The following is a 23,343-nucleotide window of genomic DNA, read 5'->3' on the forward strand; positions in this document are numbered from 1 at the left end:
TATGAAAGATAGAAAGAAAATAGAACAACCGGTTGCGGAAGAGTTTAAACGCTTTAATGATGAGTTTGCGGATTCGCTTCGTAGCGAGACGCATAGACTGCAAGCGGCTATCGACCAGATCTTGCATGCCAGCGGTAAACATGTTCGTCCGTTATTGGTATTGCTTACGGCAAAAGCTTGTGGAAAGGTAACAGATCATACGATCAATTCGGCTGTTTTTCTCGAATTGTTGCATACTGCCACCCTGATACACGACGATGTAATAGATGAGACGAAAGAACGCCGGGGAGTTCCTTCCCTGAATGCTGTTTTCGATAATCGTATTTCCGTACTGGTGGGAGATTATGTCCTTTCTACTGCATTGATCCGTTCGATTCAGACCGGTAATCTGCAAATCATAAATATCGTATCTAACCTAGGGCGCGACTTGTCGGAAGGTGAGATCAAGCAGTTGGAGACGGCCGAGAAAGCTATTCTCGACGAGGCTTGTTACATGCAGGTGATCAAGAAAAAGACGGCTACGCTGCTTTCTTCCTGTACGGAGATCGGGGCTATATCGGCAGATGCTTCGCCGGAACTGGTGCGTAAATGCCGTCAGTTCGGTGAATACCTCGGGTATTGTTTCCAGATCAAGGATGATATCTTCGACTATTTTAAAGAAATGAATATCGGTAAACCTACCGGAAATGATATACGTGAGGGAAAGGTAACATTACCGTTGTTGCATGCTCTTGAAAGCGGTAGGAGAGAAGAGGTGGAATCTTTCCTGAAAGTGATCAATGAAAAGGATTTCTCTGCCGGTAATATCGATGCTTTGATCGAGTTTGCCAAAGCGAACGGAGGAATCGAATATGCCGAATTACGGATGAAGGAATATCACGATAAGGCTGTTGAAGTGCTTATGCAACTGCCGGAATCGGAAGCCCGCGAGGGGTTGCTTGCTTTGGCTGATTATATTATGGAACGACAGAAATAACAAGATACTGTTATTCTACATTTAGAAAAGGGACGCAGATTGCGCAGAAAACGCAGACGGACGCAGATAGAAATTATTCAAAATCTGCGTCCGTCTGCGTTTTCTGCGTCGTCTGCGTCCCCTTTTTTAGGTTATAGCTCCTTTACCTTTATTTACCCAGCCGATGTTCGATATCTTCCACCAGGCTGCTGGCTCCGATACGGAACAAATCTTTGTTCAGCCATTCGCTGCCCAGCACCTCCTTGACGATCGTGTAGTATTTAACGGCGTCTTCTGCGGTACGAACACCACCGGATACTTTAATACCGATCTGTTTTCCTGTGATGGAATGGTACTTTTTGAGTACTTTACACATTGTGTAGACGGCTTTCGGGGTTGCGCCGGGATAACCCTTTCCTGTCGATGTCTTGATGAAATCTGCGCCGGAATAGAGGGCTAAAATGGCCGCTTTCTGAATATTTTCCGGAGTGAGCAAGGCGCCGGTTTCCAGAATGACTTTTAATTTGCCTTCGCGGCAACTGTCTTTGATCTCCTGTATCTCTTCGGTCAGCTCTTCATAGTTCTCTTCCATAAAATATCCGAGGTTCATTACCACATCTATTTCGTCGGCTCCCGACATGATAGCCATGGCTGTTTCCGCAATTTTTACTTCTGTAAATGTCTGCGAAGAGGGGAAGCTTCCGGCTACCGAAGCGATCTTTACTTCCTGTGCCGCCAGTGCCTGTTTAACCGTTTCCACAAAGAGGGGATAGGTGCAGATTGCAGCGACATTCGGTACGTCGGGGCGGGTTCCTTCAAAATCGTTTACCCGGTCCACCAGCTTCCATATACTTTCCTTTGTATCGATGCTGGTCAGAGAGGTCAGGTCGATGAATCCGTGGATTTGTTTCAGTACTTCGGGGGTGAAGTTCTCTTTTTCATGTTTGTCCAGGATTGAAACGACGTGTTTCCCTACTATCTCTTCCGTTCCGGCCGGATCGAATTTACTGAACGCTTCATGGTATTTATCCATGTGCTCGTGTTCATGGTCGTGATGGTGTTCATGATCATGGTCGTGACCGCAACTGCAATTGTGTTCGTGTGTCATACATCTAATTTTTTATTGTTTATATGTCTTTCTTTATCCCGGCTTGTCTTCTTCTGCAGGTTCTTTTCGAATGCAGCGGTCAGGTCTACGCCGGTCTGATTTGCCAGGCAGATCAGTACCCATAGTACATCTGCCATTTCATCGCCCAGATCGCGGTTTTTATCGCTTTCCTTGAACGATTGTTCACCGTAGGTACGTGCCATGATCCGGGCCAGTTCGCCTACTTCCTCGGTCAGGATCGTCATATTGGTAAGCTCGTTGAAATAGCGGACACCGTATGTCTTGATCCATTGGTCCACTTTTTCCTGGGCTTCCTGCAGGGTAATATCTGCCATCTTATTCTTTGTTTTGCGAGTCGATCAGGATGGTGACCGGCCCATCGTTCAACAATTCTATTTTCATATCAGCCCCAAATTCTCCGGTGGAAACGGGCTTACCGATCTGCAACCCCATCTCGGCACAGAACGATTCGTACATCGGGATGGCAAACTCCGGTTTGGAAGCCTTGATGTAAGAGGGGCGGTTTCCTTTCTTTGTAGAGGCATGGAGGGTAAACTGGCTAACCACCATTACCTCGCCTCCCGATTCGATCACAGAACGGTTCATAACGCCGTTTTCATCGTCGAAAATACGCAGATTGGCAATCTTCTTGCATAACCATTCGATGTCTTCCTGTGTATCGCGGTCTTCAATACCGACCAATACCAGCATTCCGTTCCCTATCCGTGACCTGAGTTCTCCGTCGATCGTTACGGAACAATGCTGTACACGCTGTATAACTGTTCTCATTCTATATGTTTACTTTAAACCATTTATTAATGCTTTTGTTTTTGCTTCACCGATCAATTCTTTCAATTCATCGAAGCTGGCTTCGCGGATTCTTTTTACGCTCTTGTAATGACGCAGAAGCAGTACTTTTGTTTTCTCGCCGATCCCTTTGATGGTGTCCAGTTCGGAGCGTGTCTGGCTTTTGCTTCGCTTGTCCTTATGGAACGTGATGGCAAAGCGGTGCACCTCGTCCTGTATCTGGGTGAAGAACCGGAACATCTGGCTTTGTATCGGCATACCTACAGTTATGGGAGGGAAGCCGAAAAGCAATTCCGAAGTCCGGTGTTTTCCGTCTTTCGCCAGGCCGGCTATCGGTATGTCCAGGTGGAGTTCGTCCTGGATCACTTCGCGGACGACTTCCATTTGTCCCTTTCCACCGTCGGTAAGAATCAGGTCGGGCAGGGGAGAACCTTCGTTGATCGCACGCTGGTAACGGCGGCGTACCACCTCTTTCATGGAGGCATAATCATCGGGCCCGACAACTGTTTTAATGATGTATTTGCGATAGTCTTTCTTCGATGGCTTCGCCATTTTGAAGACGACGCAGGCTGCAACAGCATCGCTGCCTTGTATATTCGAGTTATCGAAACATTCGATATGGATAGGCAGTTTGGGGAGGTGCAAAGCGTCCTGTACTTCTTTCAGGATACGTGTGCTCCGTTGTTCCGGGTTGAGTTTTTCTGCCTGCTTCAAACGGTCTACCTTGAACTGCTTTACGTTCATTTCCGAAAGTTCCAGCAATTTCCTTTTATCCCCGCGCTGCGGAACGGTGAAGGAAACGTTTCCCAACTCCATCTCCACTTCAAAAGGGATGATGATCTCGCGTGCCGTACTTTTAAACCTGTCGCGCATTTCTACGATACCCAGGCTTAACAGTTCTTCTTTCGTTTCATCCAGGCGTTTCTTGTATTCAAACGTATAGGCCTGTACAATTGCCCCGTTTCCGATATGCATGAAATTAATGTAGGCGGACTTCTCGTTCTCTGCGAAAGAGAATACATCTATATTGTGAAGCATTGGCGTAACTACCGTCGACTTTGAACGGTAATTCTCGATCACTTCGTATTTCTCTTTTATCTTTTGAGCCTCTTCAAACTTTAGTTCGGCAGCCAGTGCCTGCATCTCCTCGTACAGATGTTTGCTGATCTGGGAAATATTTCCACGAAGTATTTCCTTTATTTCGGAAATATTCTTCTGGTACTCTTCGTGCGATTGCAGTCCGATGCAAGGTCCTTTGCAACGTTTGATGTGGTATTCCAGACAAACATCGTATTTCCCGGCAGCAATCGATTCGGGTGTCAACGGGTATTTACAGGTACGCAGCGGATAAAGTTCTTTCAACATCTGCAGCATGACTTTGGCTGTATATACAGATGGGTAGGGACCATAATATTGCGAACCGTCTTTGACGATATTCCGGGTCTGGAAGACGCGTGGGAAATATTCGTTTTTGACGGTAATGGAAGGATAGGTTTTGTCATCCTTCAGCAAAACATTATAGCGTGGACGGTACTGTTTGATCAGATTGTTTTCGAGTAGGAGGGCATCTTCTTCCGTATCTACAACAATGTATTTGATGTCGCGGATTTGCTTAACCAATACACGTGTCTTGTTGCTGTCGTGTTCCTTGTTGAAATAGGAGGATACACGGCGCTTCAGGTTCTTCGCCTTGCCTACATAAATGATGGTTCCTTTCTCGTCGAAGTACTGGTAGCAACCAGGCTTGTCCGGCAGGATCGAAAGGATCATTTTAATATGTTTCTCAGTTTCCGCACTCATTTTGTTTTACTCTTTCTGTCCTATTCCCAGTGTTTTACCTTCTTTTATCTGAAGTAAATGTTTCACGTGGAACAATTCGTGTTTTATCTTCCGAGCAGTACCAGCAGTATGTTGATGTCGCTCGGGGAAATGCCCGGGATACGGCTTGCCTGGGCAATCGTGTCCGGGTCTATCCGTGTTAGTTTTTGCCGCGCTTCCGTCGATAAAGACTGGATCGAATTGTAATCGAACTTGCCTTTGATATGAATATTTTCCAGGCGGTTTATCTTGTCTGCGATGATCTGTTCGCGGCGGATATAACCGCTGTATTTAATCAGGATTTCTGCCGCTTCGATGATCTCTTCTTTGCGGGCAACAGATACTTTGTCCAACTCTGCACGGAATGCAGGAACAAGCTCGGCAATGTTCTCCAGTGTAACTTGCGGGCGAGGGATCAGGTCGATCAGTTTACAGCCGTGAGAGAGTGGGGTAGTTCCCAGATTCTCCAATCCCGAATTTATATATTGGGGCTTTACGGAATAGTTTTCTGCAAAGCTGATGATTGCATCCCGTTGCTCTCTTTTCTCCGTGAGCAGGTCGTAACGATCCTGTTTTGCCAATCCTATTTGATAGGACTTCTCTGTCAGTCGCATATCGGCATCGTCTTGCCGGAGCAGGATGCGGTATTCGGCACGGGAGGTAAACATACGGTAAGGTTCGTCCACCCCTTTTGTGACGAGGTCGTCGATCAATACACCGATGTAGGCCTCGTCCCGGCCCAGGATGAAAGGCTCGCCGCCGTGACAATTGATGTGGGCGTTGATACCAGCCATGAGTCCTTGTCCGCCTGCTTCTTCATATCCGGTAGTCCCGTTAATCTGTCCGGCAAAGAACAGGTTGCGGATTTGTTTTGTCTCCAGGTTATGATGTAACTGTGTCGGGTCGAAAAAGTCGTACTCGATAGCATATCCCGGACGATAAATACGGATATCCCTGAATGCCGGGATGGCTTGCAGGGCTCGTAACTGGATATCGAGTGGGAGAGAAGAGGAGAAACCGTTCAGGTAATATTCCTGTGTCGTTTCACCTTCCGGTTCTAAGAATAGCTGATGCTGGTTCTTATCGGCAAAAGTGACGATCTTCGTTTCGATACTTGGACAGTAACGCGGTCCGATACTCTGAATTTGTCCGTTGTATAACGGAGAGTCGGGGAGGCCTTCGCGCAAAATCTCGTGACAGGCTTCGTTGGTGAAAGTGGTCCAGCAACTGAGTTGTTTTAACGGGCGTGGTTGGAAATCGAGATAGGAGAACTTATGGAAATCGTTCTCTCCCGGTTGTTCACCCATTTCATCGAAGTGTACGCTCCGTCCGTCGATACGAACCGGGGTTCCGGTTTTCATCCGTTCCGATTTGATGCCTAAAGAAACCAACTGTTCCGTCAATCCGGTTGCAGCCGGTTCGGAGATGCGTCCGCCGCGTATTTGCGTCCGGCCGATATGCATCAAGCCGTTCAGGAAAGTACCGTTGGTCAGAACCACGCTCTTCGCACGAAATTCTACATTCATATTGGTTTTAACACCGCAAACAGTGTCTCCGTCCAATATGATTTCCCGGACTGTATCCTGCCAGATATATAAATTCGGACGATTTTCCAGTATTCCCCGCCAGCAATCGATGAAGCGGGCACGGTCGCTTTGTGAGCGCGGGCTCCACATGGCAGGACCTTTACTCCGGTTCAACATGCGGAACTGGATGGCTGTTTTGTCTGTAACAATACCCATATACCCTCCCAGCGCATCGATCTCACGAACAATCTGCCCTTTGGCGATACCGCCTACAGCCGGATTGCAACTCATCTGTGCAATCTTGTTCATATCCATTGTGATAAGAAGCGTTTTTGAACCCAGGTTGGCGGCAGCTGCTGCGGCTTCACAGCCTGCATGACCGGCACCTACCACGATCACATCGTAATTGAAAGTCATTGTCGTAATTATCTTTGTTTCTTCTGCAAAGATAGTCATACTCCGCCTTTTAGTCATCATCCCAAAGGATATTTTGCTTATGCTTTGTTTCGTTAAAGATTAGGCAAACCCGGCAGGATAGATCCCGGCATCGGCAGTCTTTGGCTTTTATGATGACTCTAACCGGATTATCATGTTTTTTATATAAGATAAAACTCTTAGAAGGCTATGCAGCATTTGGCAGTTCAAATACATCTTATTTACTGTAAGTCTAAAAAAAACGTTATGAAAAAGTATGTACTTTTATTAGGGCTGTTGATACAGACTGTGTCGCTTTGTGCCCAGGAGGCGTCGATCGGAAAATCGATGTTTTCCATCCATGCAGGACCTTCCTGGTATCTGGGAAAAATGATCGGGATCACAAGCAATTCCGACACCTATCGTAATGATCTGAGGAATGGGGTAGCCTGGGATGTCAATTACTATTTTTTAGGAGATAAATATATCTTCAATTCGTTTAAACTCTCTCCGGGGCTCATTTATCAGGGTGGTCGGTATAAGGGAACTCATGACGAAGGTTCTGACAAGATTCTGATGCATTATATCGCGCCTCAGATTGCTTTATTTATGGTGAAGCAAAAATATAATCTCTCTTTGTCGACCGGCGTGGGGTATCAGTATTATAAAGATAAAAGCTTCGTGTACGATAAGCCCCGGGATGTGTCTATGAATAAGTTGGCATATAATCTTTCAGCCGGTGGTGAATATCTTCTCTCATCGCATGTGGGTATTTCTGCAAAACTGAACTGGATTGTCACGTCCTCCGAAAGTTATTCCGTCAAATATCACGGTCAGAAATGGCAGGTCGAATCGCCTGAATTGAATGGAGGCGGGGGCTGCTTCTCCCAATTATCCTTGTTGTTCGGTATGAATTTTCACTTTTAATCAGAGACTGTTATGAGACATATATTATTTATCTGTTTGTTGTTTTTTTGCGTAGCCTGTGAAGAAAATAAATCGGTCGATCCGACGCTCATGCCCGAGACGACTACGACCGGGGAGAATACGTTAGGCTGCCTGATAGATGGCTGGGTGTATGTCAGTGGCCGGTGGAGTTTGCCGGCTGCCGAATATGCAAAACTGCAAGATAGTACCAGTATGACGATTTCGGCACAGGTCGGTTTCGACTCGTTTCTCCGTTTTACGATAGCCAACCCCAAACAGGGTGAAACACTTCCGTATACAAATGTGTCTTTTGATAATCAAAATATAGAGGATGGGAAAGTACACATTACCCGTATGTCTGACGGAATATTTAGCGGTACTTTCGAAGGCGGGCGTATGACAAAGGGGCGTTTCGACCTGAAATATAAGGAGTGAATGAATTTGGGCGAGGGGGTTATAGCTGTTTTAAAACTTCCATCACATAGTTGCGCCGTTGCCGTGAAATGCTGATGGACGAACCGTCTTTCATACGGATATATCCTCCGTCGCTTTTGATGAAGCTTTTGATCTCATCCAGGTTGATCAGATGCGATTGGTGCACGCGCAGAAAATGATAGGGCGTCAGCAATTCGTCGAAGTCTTTCAATGTTTTGGAGACAATCAGTTTCTCTCCTGTCTTTAAATAGAAGGTCGTATAATTGCTTTCCGATTCGCAGCGGATGATGGAGCCGATCTCTACGAATTCTATTTTGTCGGCGACCGACAGCGCTATTTTCTTTTGTTTATCTATTGCCCGCGTGTTTTGAAGAAGGTTCTGCATCCGTTTGTTTTCCTGTTTTCGTAAGACGACCAGGACTGCTTTGTCTACGGCATGTGTCAGTTCTTCCGGGTCGATAGGCTTCAGTAAATAGTCGAGTGCACTGAAACGGATTGCCTGGATCGCATAGCTGTCGTAAGCGGTTACAAAAATCACCTCGAAAGGAATATCCGGAAGATTTTCGAGGAGGAAAAAACCGGTATCGTCACCCAGCCGGATATCCAGAAAAAGGATATCCGGTTTTACTTCGGGTAGGACGGTACGAGCTTCCGTAACGGAACTGCAGATGGCCGATATACTGATCTGCGGGCAATAAGTCCCGATCATGCGGAGCAGGTTCTCGCGGTTCCCCTGCTCGTCATCTACAATTGCTGCGGTTATTTTCGTATCCATATTTTGTCTTATAAAGGAATGGATAACCGGACATGGCAACCGGAAACAGCTTCTTTCTCCTGTCTGTTTTCGATCGTAACACCGATTTCCGTATTGTATAACGTTTTCAATATTTCAAATTCATTGGTGACGGCACGGATGCCGAAGCCTCCATTTGCGTCTGTATCTAGTCCGGGACCATCGTCAGTGATGTCGATTATCAATAACTGGTTTTGCAAAGATAATCGAATTATAATCTCTCCGGTACCGCGCGGAGCGATTCCGTGTTTAACTGCATTTTCGATGAAGGGTTGTATCAGCATTCCCGGTATTTCGATCGTATCCGGCTGGATATTTTCGTCTACCGTCAGGGAGTAGGAGAAGGGGAAACGCAGCTGTTCCAGTTTCAGATACAACTGTAGTTGTTCGATCTCGTCGGAGAGGGTAACCAGTTTCTTTTCGGATGTAGCCAGTACCTTTCGCAGTAAGCGGGAGAAGTCGATCAGATATTTATTCGCCTCCTGATTGGCTGAACGATTGATCAGATTCTGGATCGAACTGAGTGCGTTAAAGATGAAATGCGGGTTCATCTGGGAACGGATCGCACGCAACTCGAGTTCGCGGATACGGCGGCGGTTAAGTTCTTGCTTTTGTTTGTTTTTGGTTCGGAAATAGTAAATAAGACCGATGATCGCAGCGAGTAAAAGCGCACCTATAACACCTTCTTTGAATCCTTTTATGAAATCGTTGAAGGACTTATCTTCTCTGTTCAGGTCTTTTTTAACTAAATCGATGATTGTGTCTATGTCAAAATCCCAGAGTCTCCGATAGAGAATAGTTCCGTCTTCGCGCATCAGAATGGTGAGTGGGTAGATACCCTTAGACTTTAAATCTTGTACTTGCTGGCTGGGTATAACTTTGTATGGCTTTACCTTCTCAGCATTATGAGAGGAAAACTTTGAGTATAGTTCGAGTTGTATGGTGGAAGTTAGTCCTTCCGCTTCAATACGCTGTTTCAAGTCGAGTGCGTTTTGGAGATTATTGGCGGGAAGACCATCCCATGTCAATAGTTGTAACAGGATGTATTTCCGGTTGTTTCCTTTTGCCAGGTGCAGGCTGTCGGTTATAATCAGACCGGTTTCTTTAATATTCTTTCCGGCTTCAAAAGGTAACAGCTTATTGTATGTGTTTTTTAGATCGTTTGTCAGGCTGGTATCCGGGCAGGAACTGATAAAATCCTTGTAATCCGCTTCTAATTCGGATAGCATTTTTTCACCCATTAAAGCCTTTAGATTAACTTTGTTTACTTGATATTTTGGATAACCGGAAAGGATTTGTTTAGTTAATAGATAGTCTTCCTGTTGGGTTAATCCTTTCTGCTTGTTCAGATATAGATTATCCGACTTGAGTTCCTGTTTTTTATAAATAGTATAGACATACAAAAAATAATTATAATTTGCTGCACCCTGTTTTTTTAGACTATATGCATAATCGATGAGTGGACTAACAGATGTAAAGTAGGGAGCTTGCCAGTCGGGTAAGCCGCTTTTGCGCCAGACATCTTTGTCAGTGGTAAACATGCAACGCCGTAGGATTTCACTACCTTTAAAATACTCTTCCGAGAGTTCAAATACTCTTCGCCAATAGGGGTCCATCTTCTTGAAATCTTTCTCAAAGGCCGTTTGAAAAAGAGAATCGCGGGACTGAAATGCTTTTTTCTGATCGGCGGGAGAGGTACTGTAAAATTCAGAATTGTAGTAAGAGAATCGCATGAAGTTGTATTGAAGGTTATTTTGTTCATTTCCTCGTCCTTCGTAATGGAAGGTATGTGTATTGGCATAAACTTCTTTATCCTGGACAATGGAATCTCCCGGAGTGAGCAGTAAGGTCACTCGTTTTCCGACTTTGTATTCTGTCGGGTAGGGGATAAATATTTTTTTATGAATAGTCGAATCTCCGGATGCGTCGATATCGAAATCACAGCAGGTAAATTCAGTATTCGGTGGAAGAGGGAAGGAGGCTTCGATAATCCGTGTATTCGGTACTGGGAAGTTAGGTACATCTTTTTTCCATCCGGTCAGGAGATTGTCGGCTGTTGGAATAACCAGCTTTTCCAGATCTAAAGAATCATGGACTGATACTTCTGTATAGGTAGATAATCCTTCCTGTCTTACTCCAAAAGGGATATATGCTTTTGAATAGGAGTAGAGTGAGTTCACTTTGTCGGATATGAGTGCTTTTCCACTTTTCCGATCGTATGTAGCATGTAAAATCTGTTTACCTGACACACTATCTTTGAAGGCAAAATCTTGCTGGTAACGGCTGTCGAAATAATAAAAGCCTTGTTTCTTTTGGTCATTATGACAATCATACAGATTATCCAGCGTATAGTCAATAGAAATAGACTTATCCGTTCTGTCCGTCACTGTTGCCCGGATAATAACCCTTCGGATATTTTCCGCTCTCCAAGGAATCTCTTCTTTGATTCCCGGTGCCACATAAGGATAATAATTAACACATTCAAAAGTGAACCAATCCCCTTTTTTTAGAGAATCGCGACTGTAAGGAGTAAATGATTCCGCCCATCCGCTCCATGTCAGGCATAGGAATAGGAATAAAAATAAGAGTCTCGCTTTCATAACTGTAAATTTAAATGAAAAATCCGATTACAGTTCAAAAGTATAGGCGAAAGGCTTTCACCTGGTTGAAAAATGAGTGAATGGCGGGTTTGGGTGAGAATCTGTCACCAAGGATATTTTGCTTATCCTTTGTTTCATTAGAGGTTTTGTTGTATGTTTGCAACATTGAAGTTTATTTTAACAATTCCGAGACTATGAACAATTTAATTAAGGCAGACAAAGAGTATCAGCAATGGCTGATAGAACTCAAACAGCGTATCAGACAAAGCCAGATCAAAGCGGCTTTAAGAGTAAACACAGAACTTCTTGAATTGTATTGGAGCATTGGCTCTGATATTGTTCGTAAACAATCCATTTCCAATTGGGGTGATAGCGTTATTGAACAACTAAGCGCTGACTTGCGTATCGCTTTTCCTGAGATGAAAGGTTTTTCAGCTCGTAATCTGTGGTACATGAAAAAGTGGTTTTTATTTTATTCTGGTAATGAAATAAAACTGCACCAACTTGGTGCAGAATTTCAACAACAGAAACTGCCACAACTTGTGGCAGAAATACCATGGAGACATCATACAGAGATAATCACAAAATGTAAATCTGTAGATGAAGCGTAACAGCTTTTAGCTGGCAAGCATATTAAGTACCCCTTGATAACACATTTTTAGTGCCAGAATTAGGGATATTCCAAAAAGAGTTCCTCCTACAGTGAGCATCAATATGGCATTTGGCTCTCTCCCTGTAGAAAATTCACTATATTCGGAAAGCAATGCCCCAATCATATACAGGGAAGCAAACGAAAGAAGAAAACCAAGTAATAGACTTATCCATCCTGTTCTTTGAAAAATTTGTTTGATCAGTAAGCCTATAGCAATCGTAAAAAACAAAGTAAGAACAAAAGTAAAGTTATCAAACTCTTTTATGATCAGATAACGAATCATGCTCCATGCAGGAATGGACAAAATAATGATAAACCAAATTTCTGAAATTGAATGGATCATTTTACTGATTCGTGGATTTGATGCTAATGTGCTCATAATAATATGTTTTTGAGTGAGTACTGTTTAATAAACGAAGTATTCACCGGTTTTATTGCTTTTATGACTTCATGTATTAAAAACTAAGTTCTCATGCAACATATTGATAATAGCTGGCATCTATATATTTAACAATGTTATTAGATATGTTATGAAAAAGTTAGTACTCCTTTTATTTATTGCTCTTATCTCCATCCAGATATCCGCACAAGAGTTTCATTTTATTCCCCGTATCGGGTTTAACCTGGCTAATACCTATCCGGAAAGCTTTGCTGATATGCGTCCGGGAGTCAATGTCGGAGTTGCTGGGGAAATTCGTTTTTCCAAATTGTTTGCACTGGAACCAGGCATTTATTATTCCATGCAAGGACATCGGTATAAATATAAAGGAGAAACATCTAAATTGAATGTTGATTATTTAAATATACCTCTTCATGTAAAGTTTTATTTGTATAAAGGATTTCATATGTTTGCCGGGCCACAACTGGGAATTAATGTAAAAGCTAAAGCTGCGGATTTTCAATACGAATTGAATTATAAGCCTTCCGATACAAGAACTTTTTCGGGAGATATAAAAGACGACGTCCGAAATTGTGATTTGTCTTTCTCCATGGGAGCCGGTTATGCTTTTGATATGGGATTGGTTCTTTCTGCAAATTACAATTTAGGATGTACTTATCTTTACCGTGACTCACAATGTGCTCCCGGTAGTGTCTGCCTGTTCAAAGGGAAAGAACATAATGGAGTCATCCAGTTTAATGTCGGATGGCGTTTTTAGATTAAAACCGTATGGATAAAGCTGCTCCGAAAGCCTGGTTTTCGTGATCATAAAAAGGAGATGTTATTATCGTGGCTGATCTTTTTTTATTTAATCCGAATAGCCTTTTATTGACGGGTAAGAGCCAGTAACCTATACGGGCACTCAGAATACCTATACCTGCCCCTGCTATGATATCGTTCAGCCAGTGTCTGTTGTTGTAAAGACGTAAAACAGCTACACTACTGGCTATAAGATACGCACTGATTCCATATCCCGGACCGTATTCTATACGGACCAATTCGGCACCCATAAAGGCTGTGGCGGTATGTCCCGAAGGAAAAGAATTTTCAGCAGAGGAATCCGGTCGTTTCTCGTCTATGGCTAGTTTTGTTCCGTTTACCATTATGCCCATTGCGAGATAAGATGTAGCTGTAATGATCAGTCTTTCTTTGAATGAATGTTTGGATTTTACACCAATCAAGCCCAGACCAGCATAAGATATAACTGGCAGGTATTGTATGTAATCGTCCGCATGAAAGAAACGGTTCTTTCGCAGGTCGGTCATCTGATCTTTTACTGAGTGGTTGACCGATTGTAGGAAACCATTACAAACACCCCATGATCCCACCAGTATAAGAGATGCCGGAAGTATAAGTTGCTGTGGGCGGAATTGTATCGTTTTGTCGTAATAAGTGTTTGAGATAGTATCTTTAACTTCCCCTCCATTGGCCCATAGAACACCCGGAACAAAGAGAAGAAGAAACAACAATAGGCTTGTTTTCATTCTTGTTTACACGTTCAGTTATTTTATACGAATATTCAACTGTAAATACCTTATTGGATAAAGCCGTAAAAGGAGTATTTTTTTAGTTAAATTTTATAGCGCAAAGATATGGACAAATGGATGTGTAGTTTGGTAAATAGGTGGTTCCAAATAGTTTACATATTTGTTTCATATATGGATACAGGGAGGGTGTTTAAGAAGTAAACAGGTCGGTTTTTACCGCCTCGGAAAGGTCCTGGAAGAAATTGTGTCCTAGAATGCAGGAGATGCGCCAAAGTTGGTAGGTATCGATACTTTCCTTGCTGAAAATTTTATATACATTCGGACGGGTACAACACAATTGTGTTGCAAACCAAGTAACTGTACGTCCCTGGTCATGAAGCTTAAGCTCAATAAGCCGTCCAACATGAATCATGGTAAATTCCTGGCTTGTACCCGACTCCCTTAGGTGGTTCGTTTCTGTAAAAGAAAGTCTATATACAAGAAGGCGTGGGAATCTTACCTTCGCCCGTCCCGTATTTCAGGGCCTTCGCATTGCCCACCTGTCGAGAACGAGCAACGCAGAAAGCCCACGCCGATATGTACTACAAACCATATATTTCTTGGGTAAGAAATACACAGATGCTTGTATAAACATATCAGGAGGACGTCTTTGTTGCTATTTATCATTTCGACAGGTCAAAAGTTGCGAAGTTCTGAAATACGAAAGACAAACGCTAATAAACGTCTTCTTTATAAATAAACCACTCTCCCCAGCACCCACCCTGGGGCTTTCTGCTGAGGAGTCCTTTACAAAGGTAGGAAAAAATGGAGAAACAAAAATTATAAAGAGGGAAAATTCATATAGGAGCTGCTCATTGATAGTTGAAGAAATGAGGAATTAGAGCCATTGTAGATATTGATTTTATTTCTAACTTTGTAGAAACGATATATTTATGAAATCTGTAGCAGAATATAAGGAGATATTATCCAAATTTAAAAAAGAGTTTGGACCGCAGTTCGGTATTAAAGAACTAGGTATTTTTGGTTCTGTAGCTAGAGGAGAACATACAGAAGAGAGTGATCTTGATATATTTGTTTCATTGGAGAAAGTTGAGCCATTTATCATTTTCGACCTTAAAGAGTTATTGGAAGCTTTATGTAAATGTAAGGTCGATTTGGTGCGGCTAAGGGACTCATTGCGTCCGGCATTAAAGAATAATATCCTGAAAGATGGCATTTATGTTTGATAAAAGAAGAGTACTGGATCGTTGCGATCAGATTGTTGAGTCTATTGATCTGATAATGCAATGGAGCAAACCGATTCTATCTCCGGATGACTTTTTGCTTTCCCCGGAACATGTTTTGATTTTTGATGGTTGCGTGATGCGTCTCCAAATCATTGGTGAAAATATTAAGAAGATAGACGAATGTACCAATGGAGAACTCTTCTCAGAATATCCTGAAATACCTTGGCGAAAGGTAATAGCCCTTAGAAATATCATATCCCATGAATATGCGAATGTTGATGAAGAGATTATTTTTGCTGTTATCAGACAGAGCCTACCTCCTTTGAGGACTGTAGTATTAAAAATAAGTAATATGCTTCAAATATAATTTTTTGCCAGAGGAATGCCGGGATTAACTCTCCCGGCATTCCTCTGGTAAAATAGCCAACGCTTTATTTTCATTCTCTTCCATGATCTCCCTCTCCCCCGGTCCTTTATCGTTGATGCCGCATAGATGAAGAATTCCGTGGATGATTGTGCGATGCAGTTCTTCGTTGTAAGGTGTTTCGAACTTTTCCGAATTTGTTTTTACTGTATCCAGGCTGATAAAAAGGTCGCCCGATATTTTGTTGCCGCTGGTATAATCGAACGTGATGATATCGGTGTAATAATCGTGTTGCAGATACTGGCGGTTTACCTCCAGAATCTTTTCGTCGGAACAAAAGATATAGGTGATATCCCCTGTCTTTTTCCCGTATGTTTCTGTCACCGCTTTGATCCAGTTGCTGACAGCCTCTTTTTTGATAGCCGGAAGTTCGATGTCTTCCGCGTGAAATGATATTGTCATAATGCTGTTATTTATCTTGTTTATCTATCAGAATAATACGTTAAAAAATATTACTCGCAGTACTAATTTCAATTACCCGCCATATTAATCCGATTTACCCGGTATGGTAATGACATTTTGATAATCCGATCTGATCTCTCAGGCAAAGAAGATGTATGTCAGAGTAATCGCAGCAATCGCTCCTACCAGGTCTGCCAGCAGAGAACATTGAATAGTATAACGTGTATTGCGTATGCCTATGCTGCCGTAGTAAAGTGCGACTACGTAGAATGTCGTATCCGTCGAACCCTGTACGATGGATGCCAATCGTCCGACGAACGAATCGGCTCCGTATGTGTTCATCGCATCCAACATCATCCCCCGTGCTCCGCTTCCGCTTAACGGCTTCATTAAAATAGTCGGCAGGCCACCCACAAAATCCGTATTTACGCCTAAAGCACCTACCCCCATACGGATACCTTCAATGATAAAATCCATTGCTCCTGAAGCCCGGAATACGCCTATTCCGACCAAAATGGCAACCAGGTACGGTATGATCGTGACTGCCGTCTTGAACCCCTCTTTAGCCCCTTCGATGAATGTGTCGTATACATTGATCTTTTTGCGAATACCGCTGACGATGAATCCGCAGATAATCGTAAACAATAAAGTGTTTGCAAATAAGGTCGAATAAAGGGAAACCTGTTCCTGTTCCAATGAGTTGAACAGCCAGACCAGTCCGCCGATAAAAGCTGCTAATCCGCCGAAGAACAGAACCAGATTTTTTTGGAGCAGATTGATCCGCTGTTTGATACAGACAGCCAGTATGGCTACTAATGTGGATGAAAATGTCGCCAGCATGATCGGCAGGAATACATCCGACGGATTAGCCGCCCCCAGTTGTGCCCGGTACATCATAATGGTGATCGGGATAAGTGTCAATCCCGAAGCATTGATACAAAGGAACATGATCATCGGATTGCTGGCCGATTCTTTTTCGGTATTCAGTTCCTGCAATTGTTGCATGGCTTTCAGTCCCATCGGTGTGGCCGCATTGTCGAGTCCCAGCAGGTTGGCCGAAATATTCATAAAGATCGAACCCGTTACCGGATGGTCTTTCGGTATTCCCGGGAATAACTTACTGAAAACCGGAGCAGCGAATCGGGCAAACGATTGGATCACCCCTCCTTTCTCCCCGATCTTCATGATACCGAGCCAAAGTGATAGAATCCCCGTTAGTCCGAGTGAAATCTCAAAGCCGGTTTTGGCAGATGCGAAAGACGAATTGATGATCTCGGTAAATACGGCAGTATCACCTGCAAAGATCAGTTTACCCAGTGCGACAACGAATGCGATAAGAAAGAATGCAATCCAAATGTAGTTTAGAACCATATTGTTTTCATATTATGCTCACAAAAATAGGAATTTATTAACGATAGATTTGTATTTTTGCCCGAATAATAATCGTAATGACTTATGACAAAGATATTAGTAACCTACGACATGTTCCGCGAGGGCTTCACGGAGCTGGAAAGCAAGTATGATGTGACTTTTCCCGACGGAAGAGATTTTACTTATGAGGAAGTATTCGAAATGATCCCGGAGTATGATGTATTGTGCTCCATGTTCGATTTCCCGGTGAATAAAGAACTGATCGACCATGCACCGGATTTAAAGATGGTAGCCAATTATGCGGTAGGTTACAATAATATCGATGTGGCTTATTGCCTGGAAAAAGGTATTACGGTGGCCAATACCCCGGACCCGGTGACCGCTCCTACGGCAAACCTGGCACTCGGTCTGATGATCGATACCGCCCGCCGCATTACCGAATGCGACCGTAAATTGCGCACATTAGGCAAGGAAATGAAAATAGGCGTACTCGAAAATCTGGGTGTGAATATTACCGGACAGACGTTGGGGATTATCGGTATGGGACGTATCGGAAAAGCACTTGCCAAACGTGCGAATGCCTGTGGCATGGAAGTGATCTATCATAACCGCCGCCAATTGTACGTAGATGAAGAAACGAAACTGAATGTAACGTATGCCTCTATGGAGGAGTTGTTGGCAAAGTCCGATTTTGTCTCCCTGAATGCACCTTATACGCCTGACACCTATCATATCATCGGCGAGGAAGAATTGAAGCAAATGAAACCGTCTGCTATCCTGATCAATACGGCCCGTGGTCCGCTGGTGGACGAACAGGCACTCGTGAAGGCTTTGCAGGACGGAACGATTCATGGTGCCGGTCTGGATGTATTTGAATTCGGCGATTATCCGCTGCCGGAATTACTGGAGATGGATAATGTCGTACTGACTCCCCATATCGGAACACAGACACTGGATGTGCGTATCGTCATGGCCCGTACGGTTTGTAATAACGTCATCGGATTTTTGGAAGGCGACCGTCCTGTATCACGTGTCATGCGTCCATGACGGCAGAGTTTATATTGAGCGAACTTCTCTCGATGGCGAATCCGGAGAAGGCTGCTTTCCTGCAACGTTTCTTTAAAACGGGGCCGGGACAGTATGCTGAAGGCGATGTATTCCTGGGACTGGTCGCTCCCCTCACCCGCAGTATCGCAAAGGTGAACAAACAAACTCCTTTGCCCGAATTGCAGAAACTGATGGATAGCGAATATCATGAAGCACGCCTTTGTGCCCTGCTGATCGCCGTCGAGCAATTCAAAAAGGCTTCGGAAGCCGACCGGAAGAAGCTGTACGATTTTTATCTGAGCAATGCCCGCCGTATCAATAACTGGGATCTGGTGGACGTTACCTGTCCGCATCTCGTGGGGCTTTACCTGCTGGATAAAGACCGCTCCCGGTTGTATGAACTGGCGGAAAGCGATTGCCTGTGGGAACAACGCATCGCGATGGTTTCGACGGTGACGTTTATCCGTAACCGTGAATATACCGATACGCTGGCTCTGGCAGAAAAACTGATGTCGCATAAACATGACCTGATGCACAAGGCTGTGGGTTGGATGCTCCGTGAAGTCGGAAAGAAAGACCGGGAGACTTTGTCTGCGTTCCTGGAGGAATATGCCACCCGTCTCCCCCGTACGGCACTCCGGTATGCCATCGAACATTATCCGGAGGATCAGCGTCAATATTTCCTGAAGAAGAAATAACAGATGGACGAACAGATAAAAGAAAAGCTCCGCCAGTGGGCAAAAGAATATAATGTAGATGCATTTATCCCGGACGATCCGGTACAGTTTCCGCACCGGTACACTGAGAAGAAAGATATAGAAATATCCGCCTTTCTTACCTCCTGGATTTCTTACGGGCGCCGGGAACTGATCTTGCGAAAAGCGAACGAATTGCATGCCGCAATGGGACCCAGTCCGTATCGCTGGATTATGGATGAAGGATATAAGGAATTGTCGGGAAACACGGTGGAATCGGGTAAAAGGGATACTTTTTACCGTTTCTACACCTACTCCCATCTGCGGCAGTTGTGCGAACGGATGAGAAGTATCTACGGCAAATATGATTCGCTGGAGGATGCTTTGGCTGCCAGTCCGTATTCCAATCCGGTCACAAAGATACAGGATGTGTTCCGGGATATCGAAGGGATTCCGGTGCTGACGGGTACTTCCGCCTGCAAACGCCTGGCCATGTTCCTTCGCTGGATGGTCCGGAAAGACGGTATTGTCGATTTCGGCATTTGGGGAACATCGATACGGCCGCATGAACTGATCATTCCTTTGGATACGCATGTCCATCAAATCTCTCTGGAACTGGGACTGACCAACCAAAAGAATGCCACCCTGAAAACAGCTGTCGAGATAACCGAAGCCTTGAAAGAAGTTTTTCCCGACGATCCCTGCCTGGGCGATTTTGCTTTATTTGGTTATGATATAAATAGGAAAACGACGTTGTAGGTCGTTTTTTGTCATGCCTTTATCCATTGAATGCCTGTGTATGACAAATAACAAATACTTTTCTGTTTATGTAGAAGCGTTTATTCTATAATAGCCAGGTTGACGTGGGGAGTGCGGATGCCCGGTTTCAATTCACCGTTGACGATGATAAGGCTGTCGCCTTTCAGTATGGCACCTGCTCCGGCACGGGCCAGTTGTTCGTATTCACCGAGGTTGGTCCATTCTTTGGTGAAGGTATTGTATTGCAACAAAGCAGTATTGAATTTGTACCATTCCACCGGATGAAACATGTAAGATTTCCCCTCTTCCTGTAATGTGCCGGCCAGGGCAGTGTCACCGTCTGCTTCGGCTTTTTCGATCAGCTTCGGGCGGTTGACGGCTGCCAGGAAACGGTCGTAATTGACGCCGCCCATGAATAAGATCGAACTGTCTTTATAGGCAACAGCACAACCGCCGGTGAAGGTCCGCCGTGCTCCGTTGTCAAATAAGGGCAATTCCGTCTCTGTAATCCACTCTTTTGTGCCCGAATGGAATGAGAGCATATCTGATGGTATAATAGCATCCGTATTCCCGGAAAGAGGCTGAAAACCGCCTGCCAGGTAGATGCGTATTCCGTCTGCAGACTTTTGAGCGGCTAAGACAGGCTGGACACGAGCCGGACCGAGGATGTCTGGTAGCTTTTCCCAATCCTCATCCAGATTTTTAACCAGTTTCATGGCAAAGAAGCTATTCCCCGGCCTTTTATTTTCATTGCCTCCGGCTACATAAACCGTATGGTCGGCATAGGTGGCTGAGAGGTTATCCATCGGGACAGGAAGGGATGCCAATCGACAGATATGCACGCTTCCATCGTTGTTCGAAGTGGACAGCAGGTGGACATCTGTAAAGAAATCGGTGCTGTTGTTGCCCCCGATACAAACGACGCCTTCCGGTGTCGTGACGGAGGCTCCGTAAGCAACCGGTAAAGGAAGATTGCCTGCTTTTTCCCATTGGGCGTTTTTATCTGAAAGGTCGAGGGTGAATATATCGCTGTAATATTTCTTGACTCCCCCTTCGGTGACGGGTTTATCGGGAAAGTTGCAACCACCGGCTACCACCAGTTTGCCGTTGCTGATACCGGCGAAGGGGGCCGATACTCCCAGTGATGCCGTATCTGCCATTCCGGGCAGGTCGGGTAATTTGCTCCAATTGATCATGATATTGTTCGGTTTAGAGGTAGGACGATTGCATCCTGTCAGCAATATGACCAGCAGGATCAACCATCCGTTTACTATTGATTTGTTATACATAATGTTGTTGTACTTTCACGCTATATGACGAATAATTCATATACCTGTGCTTTATTATTCCTTTGACCTGAATGTGGATGCCGGAAGTTCATCCCCGTTTACCAGGTTTGCACGGGTGAATGGCTGCCAGCCGTAACGGACCAGTTGAGGATGGCTGATCTTTTCATTCCAGATTTTGACCTTTCCATCGACAATTTTTGCTTGTGCCGGAACAAATAGTCCGTCGTGTTCTGCTATCTCGAAGGTACGTAACGGCTCTCCGTCGGAAGTATGCAAACTATCTGCATACTCAAAAGAGAGATAGGCGGCACCATCTTTGAATTCAACCGAACTGAAAAGCGGGCCGGACGGTGTGATCCGATGTCCGTATGTCTGGTTTAAAGCCCAGCGGGCCAGGCGCTCCCCTATTTCACGTTTGTATCTTGGATGCACATTCAACGAATCTCCCCGGTCGCTGCTTACAGCCATGCCGCAGTTCGGGATTTCCTTCATCATCCGGCGTTGGCTGTTACGGAACCACGTCCAGCTCGGACGGTCGATACTGGATAACTGCACGTAGTAGAACGGGAACTCTTCTCCCCAGTTTTTTCGCCAGCTGTTTACTAATAAAGGGAACAGACGCTCATGTGTCTCTATATTCTGTGCATTCGATTCTCCCTGATACCAGATCACTCCTTTGATCGGATATTGCTGTAACGGCCTGATGCCAGTTTCATACAGGTAACAAGGTTCATACGGGTGTCGTTGTAGCTTGTTGGTCGATTTTTTTATGTTGAGGGCTGCACGTCCGCGTACCCAATCCTGGATGAAGTCGTTTTGCATCCAGTCGTACAGGATGTCGGTAAAGTCGAACTCCAATGTTTTCCGGTCTATCCAGGCTTCTGTACCGGAACCTCCGACGGCATTCAATATGAGTCCGACCGGAACTTGCAGACTATCCGAAAGCATCTGTCCGAAGGAGAAAGCTACGGCCGAGAATTTATCGACTGTCTGTTCGTTGCATGCCGTCCATTGTGCGTCATGATAATATTGCAGTCGGTTGAGTGAATCCATTACCGCTTCATCCCATTCCTCTGCATTCGTGAACCAGCGGGGTACCATATTGAAGAGCTGGATTTGCGGTTCTTTCTTCGCATACGCTGTCAGTTCTTTATGTTGTGAGTCCGCTAGTTCATTTACGCGGAAGGCCATGTTAGACTGGCCGGAACAGAGCCATACTTCACCAATCAATACATTCCGGTAAACGATCTTTTGAGAATCGGCTGTTTTCTTTTTCCCCTTTTTGTCGGTTTTTCCGGAAACTGCCTCTACTGTCAGCTCGTAAGGGCCTCCTGCCTGAAGCGGCTCGAGGGTGACGGACCATTTTCCGTTCGAAGCCGTAACGGTTTCCTTTTTCTGACCGGCAATCTGTACGGTTATCTTCTGGCCGGCATTGGCGGTGCCTGTTATAGGTAACGGCTTTTCACGCTGTAAAACCATATTGTCCGAGTAAATGACCGGCATTTGCAGACCACCGTAATTTCCCGTCAGCTCCTGACAGATTGTTTTTGCCAGGATACCTGCCCCCTCTGTATTCGGGTGAAGAGCATCGGGCAAGAGATCCGGGCGGTTATAGAGTCCGGCTTGCAGGTCGATCAATCCCGTGTTGCCCAATTGCGCGATTTCTTCGATGGTAGCCTGTTCCTGCCAGTACCAGTCGCGTGTACCCGATTTGAAACGAGGATGGCGATGGGCAATCGGTGTCATCCGGCAAATCCATATTTTACATTCCGGATTTACTTTCCGGAAAGATTCGATCAGGGAGAGATAGTCCGAGACGAAGTTATCCCGATAGTTCGGCCAGTTGCGCGGATCGGTGTCGTTGAGTCCGAGATGGATAACAACCAGGTCACCTGCAAAATCGAGAGCTGCCCGGTATTCCTCCTGTTCGCTGTACGGACGGTGTCCTTTGTTCAGTAAAGTGGCGCCGCTTTTCCCAAAATTCATTACTTCGTAGTCCTCTCCCAGCATCCGCTGCAGCTGTGCCGGATACGAATTTACTTCCCGGTTTTCTATGCCTGCACCATAGGTTACACTGTTACCTACACAGGCCACCTTGATCTTTTTCTGAGCATAGGCAGTCGTGCAGAGTAACAAGCATAGTAATAAAAGCGTTTTTTTCATTGTATG

Annotated in this window: 24 protein-coding genes; 10 read left to right on the plus strand and 14 right to left on the minus strand. The window is 44.8% G+C overall.

From position 1 onward, the window contains the following. Position 1: 1 nt before the first annotated feature. A complete protein-coding gene (locus IEY67_RS02175) occupies positions 2 to 976 on the plus strand; it encodes a polyprenyl synthetase family protein (protein ID WP_122374652.1) in 975 nt (324 codons plus the stop codon). Positions 977 to 1,124: 148 nt separating this feature from the next. Here the strand turns inward: IEY67_RS02175 and deoC are convergent, their stop codons facing one another. From deoC to mnmG, 5 genes are all read right to left on the minus strand, one after another. Further along, complete coding sequence (gene deoC, locus IEY67_RS02180) at positions 1,125 to 2,063, minus strand: deoxyribose-phosphate aldolase (protein WP_183670095.1); 939 nt, start codon at positions 2,061 to 2,063, stop codon at positions 1,125 to 1,127. Beyond that, positions 2,060 to 2,398 carry a nucleotide pyrophosphohydrolase gene (locus IEY67_RS02185; RefSeq protein ID WP_122355317.1) on the minus strand — a complete coding sequence of 113 codons (339 nt, stop codon included), beginning with the start codon at positions 2,396 to 2,398 and terminating at the stop codon, positions 2,060 to 2,062. Before IEY67_RS02185 ends, deoC begins: the two co-directional genes overlap by 4 nt. Before the next feature lies 1 nt (position 2,399). Beyond that, positions 2,400 to 2,852 carry a D-aminoacyl-tRNA deacylase gene (dtd, locus tag IEY67_RS02190; protein ID WP_122355319.1) on the minus strand — a complete coding sequence of 151 codons (453 nt, stop codon included), beginning with the start codon at positions 2,850 to 2,852 and terminating at the stop codon, positions 2,400 to 2,402. Positions 2,853 to 2,861: 9 nt separating this feature from the next. Continuing rightward, a complete protein-coding gene (uvrC, locus tag IEY67_RS02195) occupies positions 2,862 to 4,670 on the minus strand; it encodes an excinuclease ABC subunit UvrC (RefSeq protein ID WP_183670093.1) in 1,809 nt (602 codons plus the stop codon). A gap of 83 nt (positions 4,671 to 4,753) precedes the next feature. Beyond that, a complete protein-coding gene (mnmG, locus tag IEY67_RS02200; protein ID WP_183670583.1) occupies positions 4,754 to 6,631 on the minus strand; it encodes a tRNA uridine-5-carboxymethylaminomethyl(34) synthesis enzyme MnmG in 1,878 nt (625 codons plus the stop codon). A 264-nt stretch (positions 6,632 to 6,895) separates the two neighbouring features. Here mnmG and IEY67_RS02205 point away from each other — a divergent pair, with 264 nt between their 5' ends. Together IEY67_RS02205 and IEY67_RS02210 are read left to right on the plus strand one after the other, a co-directional pair. Continuing rightward, complete coding sequence (locus IEY67_RS02205) at positions 6,896 to 7,555, plus strand: hypothetical protein (protein WP_183670091.1); 660 nt, start codon at positions 6,896 to 6,898, stop codon at positions 7,553 to 7,555. 12 nt (positions 7,556 to 7,567) lie between these two features. Continuing rightward, positions 7,568 to 7,990, plus strand: a complete 423-nt coding sequence (locus IEY67_RS02210) for a Riean_0653 family protein (RefSeq protein ID WP_122374649.1) — start codon at positions 7,568 to 7,570, stop codon at positions 7,988 to 7,990. Between the two features lie 19 nt (positions 7,991 to 8,009). Here IEY67_RS02210 and IEY67_RS02215 read toward each other — a convergent pair whose 3' ends face one another. Beyond that, a complete protein-coding gene (locus tag IEY67_RS02215; protein ID WP_183670089.1) occupies positions 8,010 to 8,765 on the minus strand; it encodes a LytR/AlgR family response regulator transcription factor in 756 nt (251 codons plus the stop codon). A gap of 8 nt (positions 8,766 to 8,773) precedes the next feature. Further along, complete coding sequence (locus IEY67_RS02220) at positions 8,774 to 11,383, minus strand: sensor histidine kinase (RefSeq protein ID WP_183670087.1); 2,610 nt, start codon at positions 11,381 to 11,383, stop codon at positions 8,774 to 8,776. A 194-nt stretch (positions 11,384 to 11,577) separates the two neighbouring features. Between IEY67_RS02220 and IEY67_RS02225 the strand changes: the two genes are divergently transcribed. Next, positions 11,578 to 11,994 carry a DUF1016 N-terminal domain-containing protein gene (locus tag IEY67_RS02225; RefSeq protein WP_183670085.1) on the plus strand — a complete coding sequence of 139 codons (417 nt, stop codon included), beginning with the start codon at positions 11,578 to 11,580 and terminating at the stop codon, positions 11,992 to 11,994. 6 nt (positions 11,995 to 12,000) lie between these two features. Here the strand turns inward: IEY67_RS02225 and IEY67_RS02230 are convergent, their stop codons facing one another. Continuing rightward, positions 12,001 to 12,414 (minus strand): hypothetical protein, encoded by a 414-nt coding sequence (locus IEY67_RS02230; RefSeq protein WP_183670083.1) that lies wholly within the window; start codon positions 12,412 to 12,414, stop codon positions 12,001 to 12,003. A gap of 151 nt (positions 12,415 to 12,565) precedes the next feature. On the opposite strand from IEY67_RS02230, the gene IEY67_RS02235 reads away from it, so the two are divergent. Beyond that, complete coding sequence (locus tag IEY67_RS02235) at positions 12,566 to 13,192, plus strand: porin family protein (RefSeq protein ID WP_183670081.1); 627 nt, start codon at positions 12,566 to 12,568, stop codon at positions 13,190 to 13,192. 1 nt (position 13,193) lies between these two features. Here IEY67_RS02235 and IEY67_RS02240 read toward each other — a convergent pair whose 3' ends face one another. Both IEY67_RS02240 and IEY67_RS02245 read right to left on the minus strand, forming a co-directional pair. After that, complete coding sequence (locus IEY67_RS02240) at positions 13,194 to 13,958, minus strand: phosphatase PAP2 family protein (RefSeq protein ID WP_183670078.1); 765 nt, start codon at positions 13,956 to 13,958, stop codon at positions 13,194 to 13,196. A gap of 193 nt (positions 13,959 to 14,151) precedes the next feature. Continuing rightward, entirely contained in the window at positions 14,152 to 14,373 is a 222-nt protein-coding gene (locus tag IEY67_RS02245) for a hypothetical protein (RefSeq protein ID WP_122374644.1), read from the minus strand. Between the two features lie 520 nt (positions 14,374 to 14,893). Here IEY67_RS02245 and IEY67_RS02250 point away from each other — a divergent pair. Further along, entirely contained in the window at positions 14,894 to 15,187 is a 294-nt protein-coding gene (locus tag IEY67_RS02250) for a nucleotidyltransferase family protein (RefSeq protein ID WP_122374643.1), read from the plus strand. Then, entirely contained in the window at positions 15,180 to 15,554 is a 375-nt protein-coding gene (locus tag IEY67_RS02255; protein WP_122374768.1) for a HepT-like ribonuclease domain-containing protein, read from the plus strand. Before IEY67_RS02250 ends, IEY67_RS02255 begins: the two co-directional genes overlap by 8 nt. Positions 15,555 to 15,578: 24 nt before the next feature. On the opposite strand, the gene ybeY is transcribed toward IEY67_RS02255, so the two are convergent. Both ybeY and IEY67_RS02265 read right to left on the minus strand, forming a co-directional pair. Then, positions 15,579 to 16,013 (minus strand): rRNA maturation RNase YbeY, encoded by a 435-nt coding sequence (gene ybeY, locus IEY67_RS02260; RefSeq protein ID WP_122355355.1) that lies wholly within the window; start codon positions 16,011 to 16,013, stop codon positions 15,579 to 15,581. Between the two features lie 138 nt (positions 16,014 to 16,151). After that, positions 16,152 to 17,384, minus strand: coding sequence for a spore maturation protein (locus IEY67_RS02265; RefSeq protein WP_183670076.1), 1,233 nt, complete (start codon positions 17,382 to 17,384; stop codon positions 16,152 to 16,154). 84 nt (positions 17,385 to 17,468) lie between these two features. On the opposite strand from IEY67_RS02265, the gene IEY67_RS02270 reads away from it, so the two are divergent. Genes IEY67_RS02270 through IEY67_RS02280 form a run of 3 tightly spaced genes read left to right on the plus strand, consistent with a single transcriptional unit; the run spans position 17,469 to position 19,885 of the window. Next, on the plus strand, positions 17,469 to 18,431 hold the full coding sequence (locus IEY67_RS02270; protein WP_122374641.1) for a 2-hydroxyacid dehydrogenase family protein: 963 nt from the start codon (positions 17,469 to 17,471) through the stop codon (positions 18,429 to 18,431). Continuing rightward, positions 18,428 to 19,129 (plus strand): DNA alkylation repair protein, encoded by a 702-nt coding sequence (locus IEY67_RS02275; RefSeq protein WP_183670074.1) that lies wholly within the window; start codon positions 18,428 to 18,430, stop codon positions 19,127 to 19,129. The genes IEY67_RS02270 and IEY67_RS02275 overlap by 4 nt, the downstream gene beginning before the upstream one ends. A 3-nt stretch (positions 19,130 to 19,132) precedes the next feature. Further along, on the plus strand, positions 19,133 to 19,885 hold the full coding sequence (locus tag IEY67_RS02280) for a TIGR02757 family protein (RefSeq protein WP_122374639.1): 753 nt from the start codon (positions 19,133 to 19,135) through the stop codon (positions 19,883 to 19,885). An 80-nt stretch (positions 19,886 to 19,965) separates the two neighbouring features. On the opposite strand, the gene IEY67_RS02285 is transcribed toward IEY67_RS02280, so the two are convergent. Next, entirely contained in the window at positions 19,966 to 21,174 is a 1,209-nt protein-coding gene (locus IEY67_RS02285) for a cyclically-permuted mutarotase family protein (RefSeq protein WP_183670072.1), read from the minus strand. 54 nt (positions 21,175 to 21,228) lie between these two features. After that, positions 21,229 to 23,337, minus strand: coding sequence for a GDSL-type esterase/lipase family protein (locus IEY67_RS02290; protein ID WP_183670070.1), 2,109 nt, complete (start codon positions 23,335 to 23,337; stop codon positions 21,229 to 21,231). Positions 23,338 to 23,343 lie beyond the last annotated feature (6 nt).

Source organism: Parabacteroides faecis (assembly GCF_014647375.1).
GTDB lineage: Bacteria > Bacteroidota > Bacteroidia > Bacteroidales > Tannerellaceae > Parabacteroides > Parabacteroides faecis.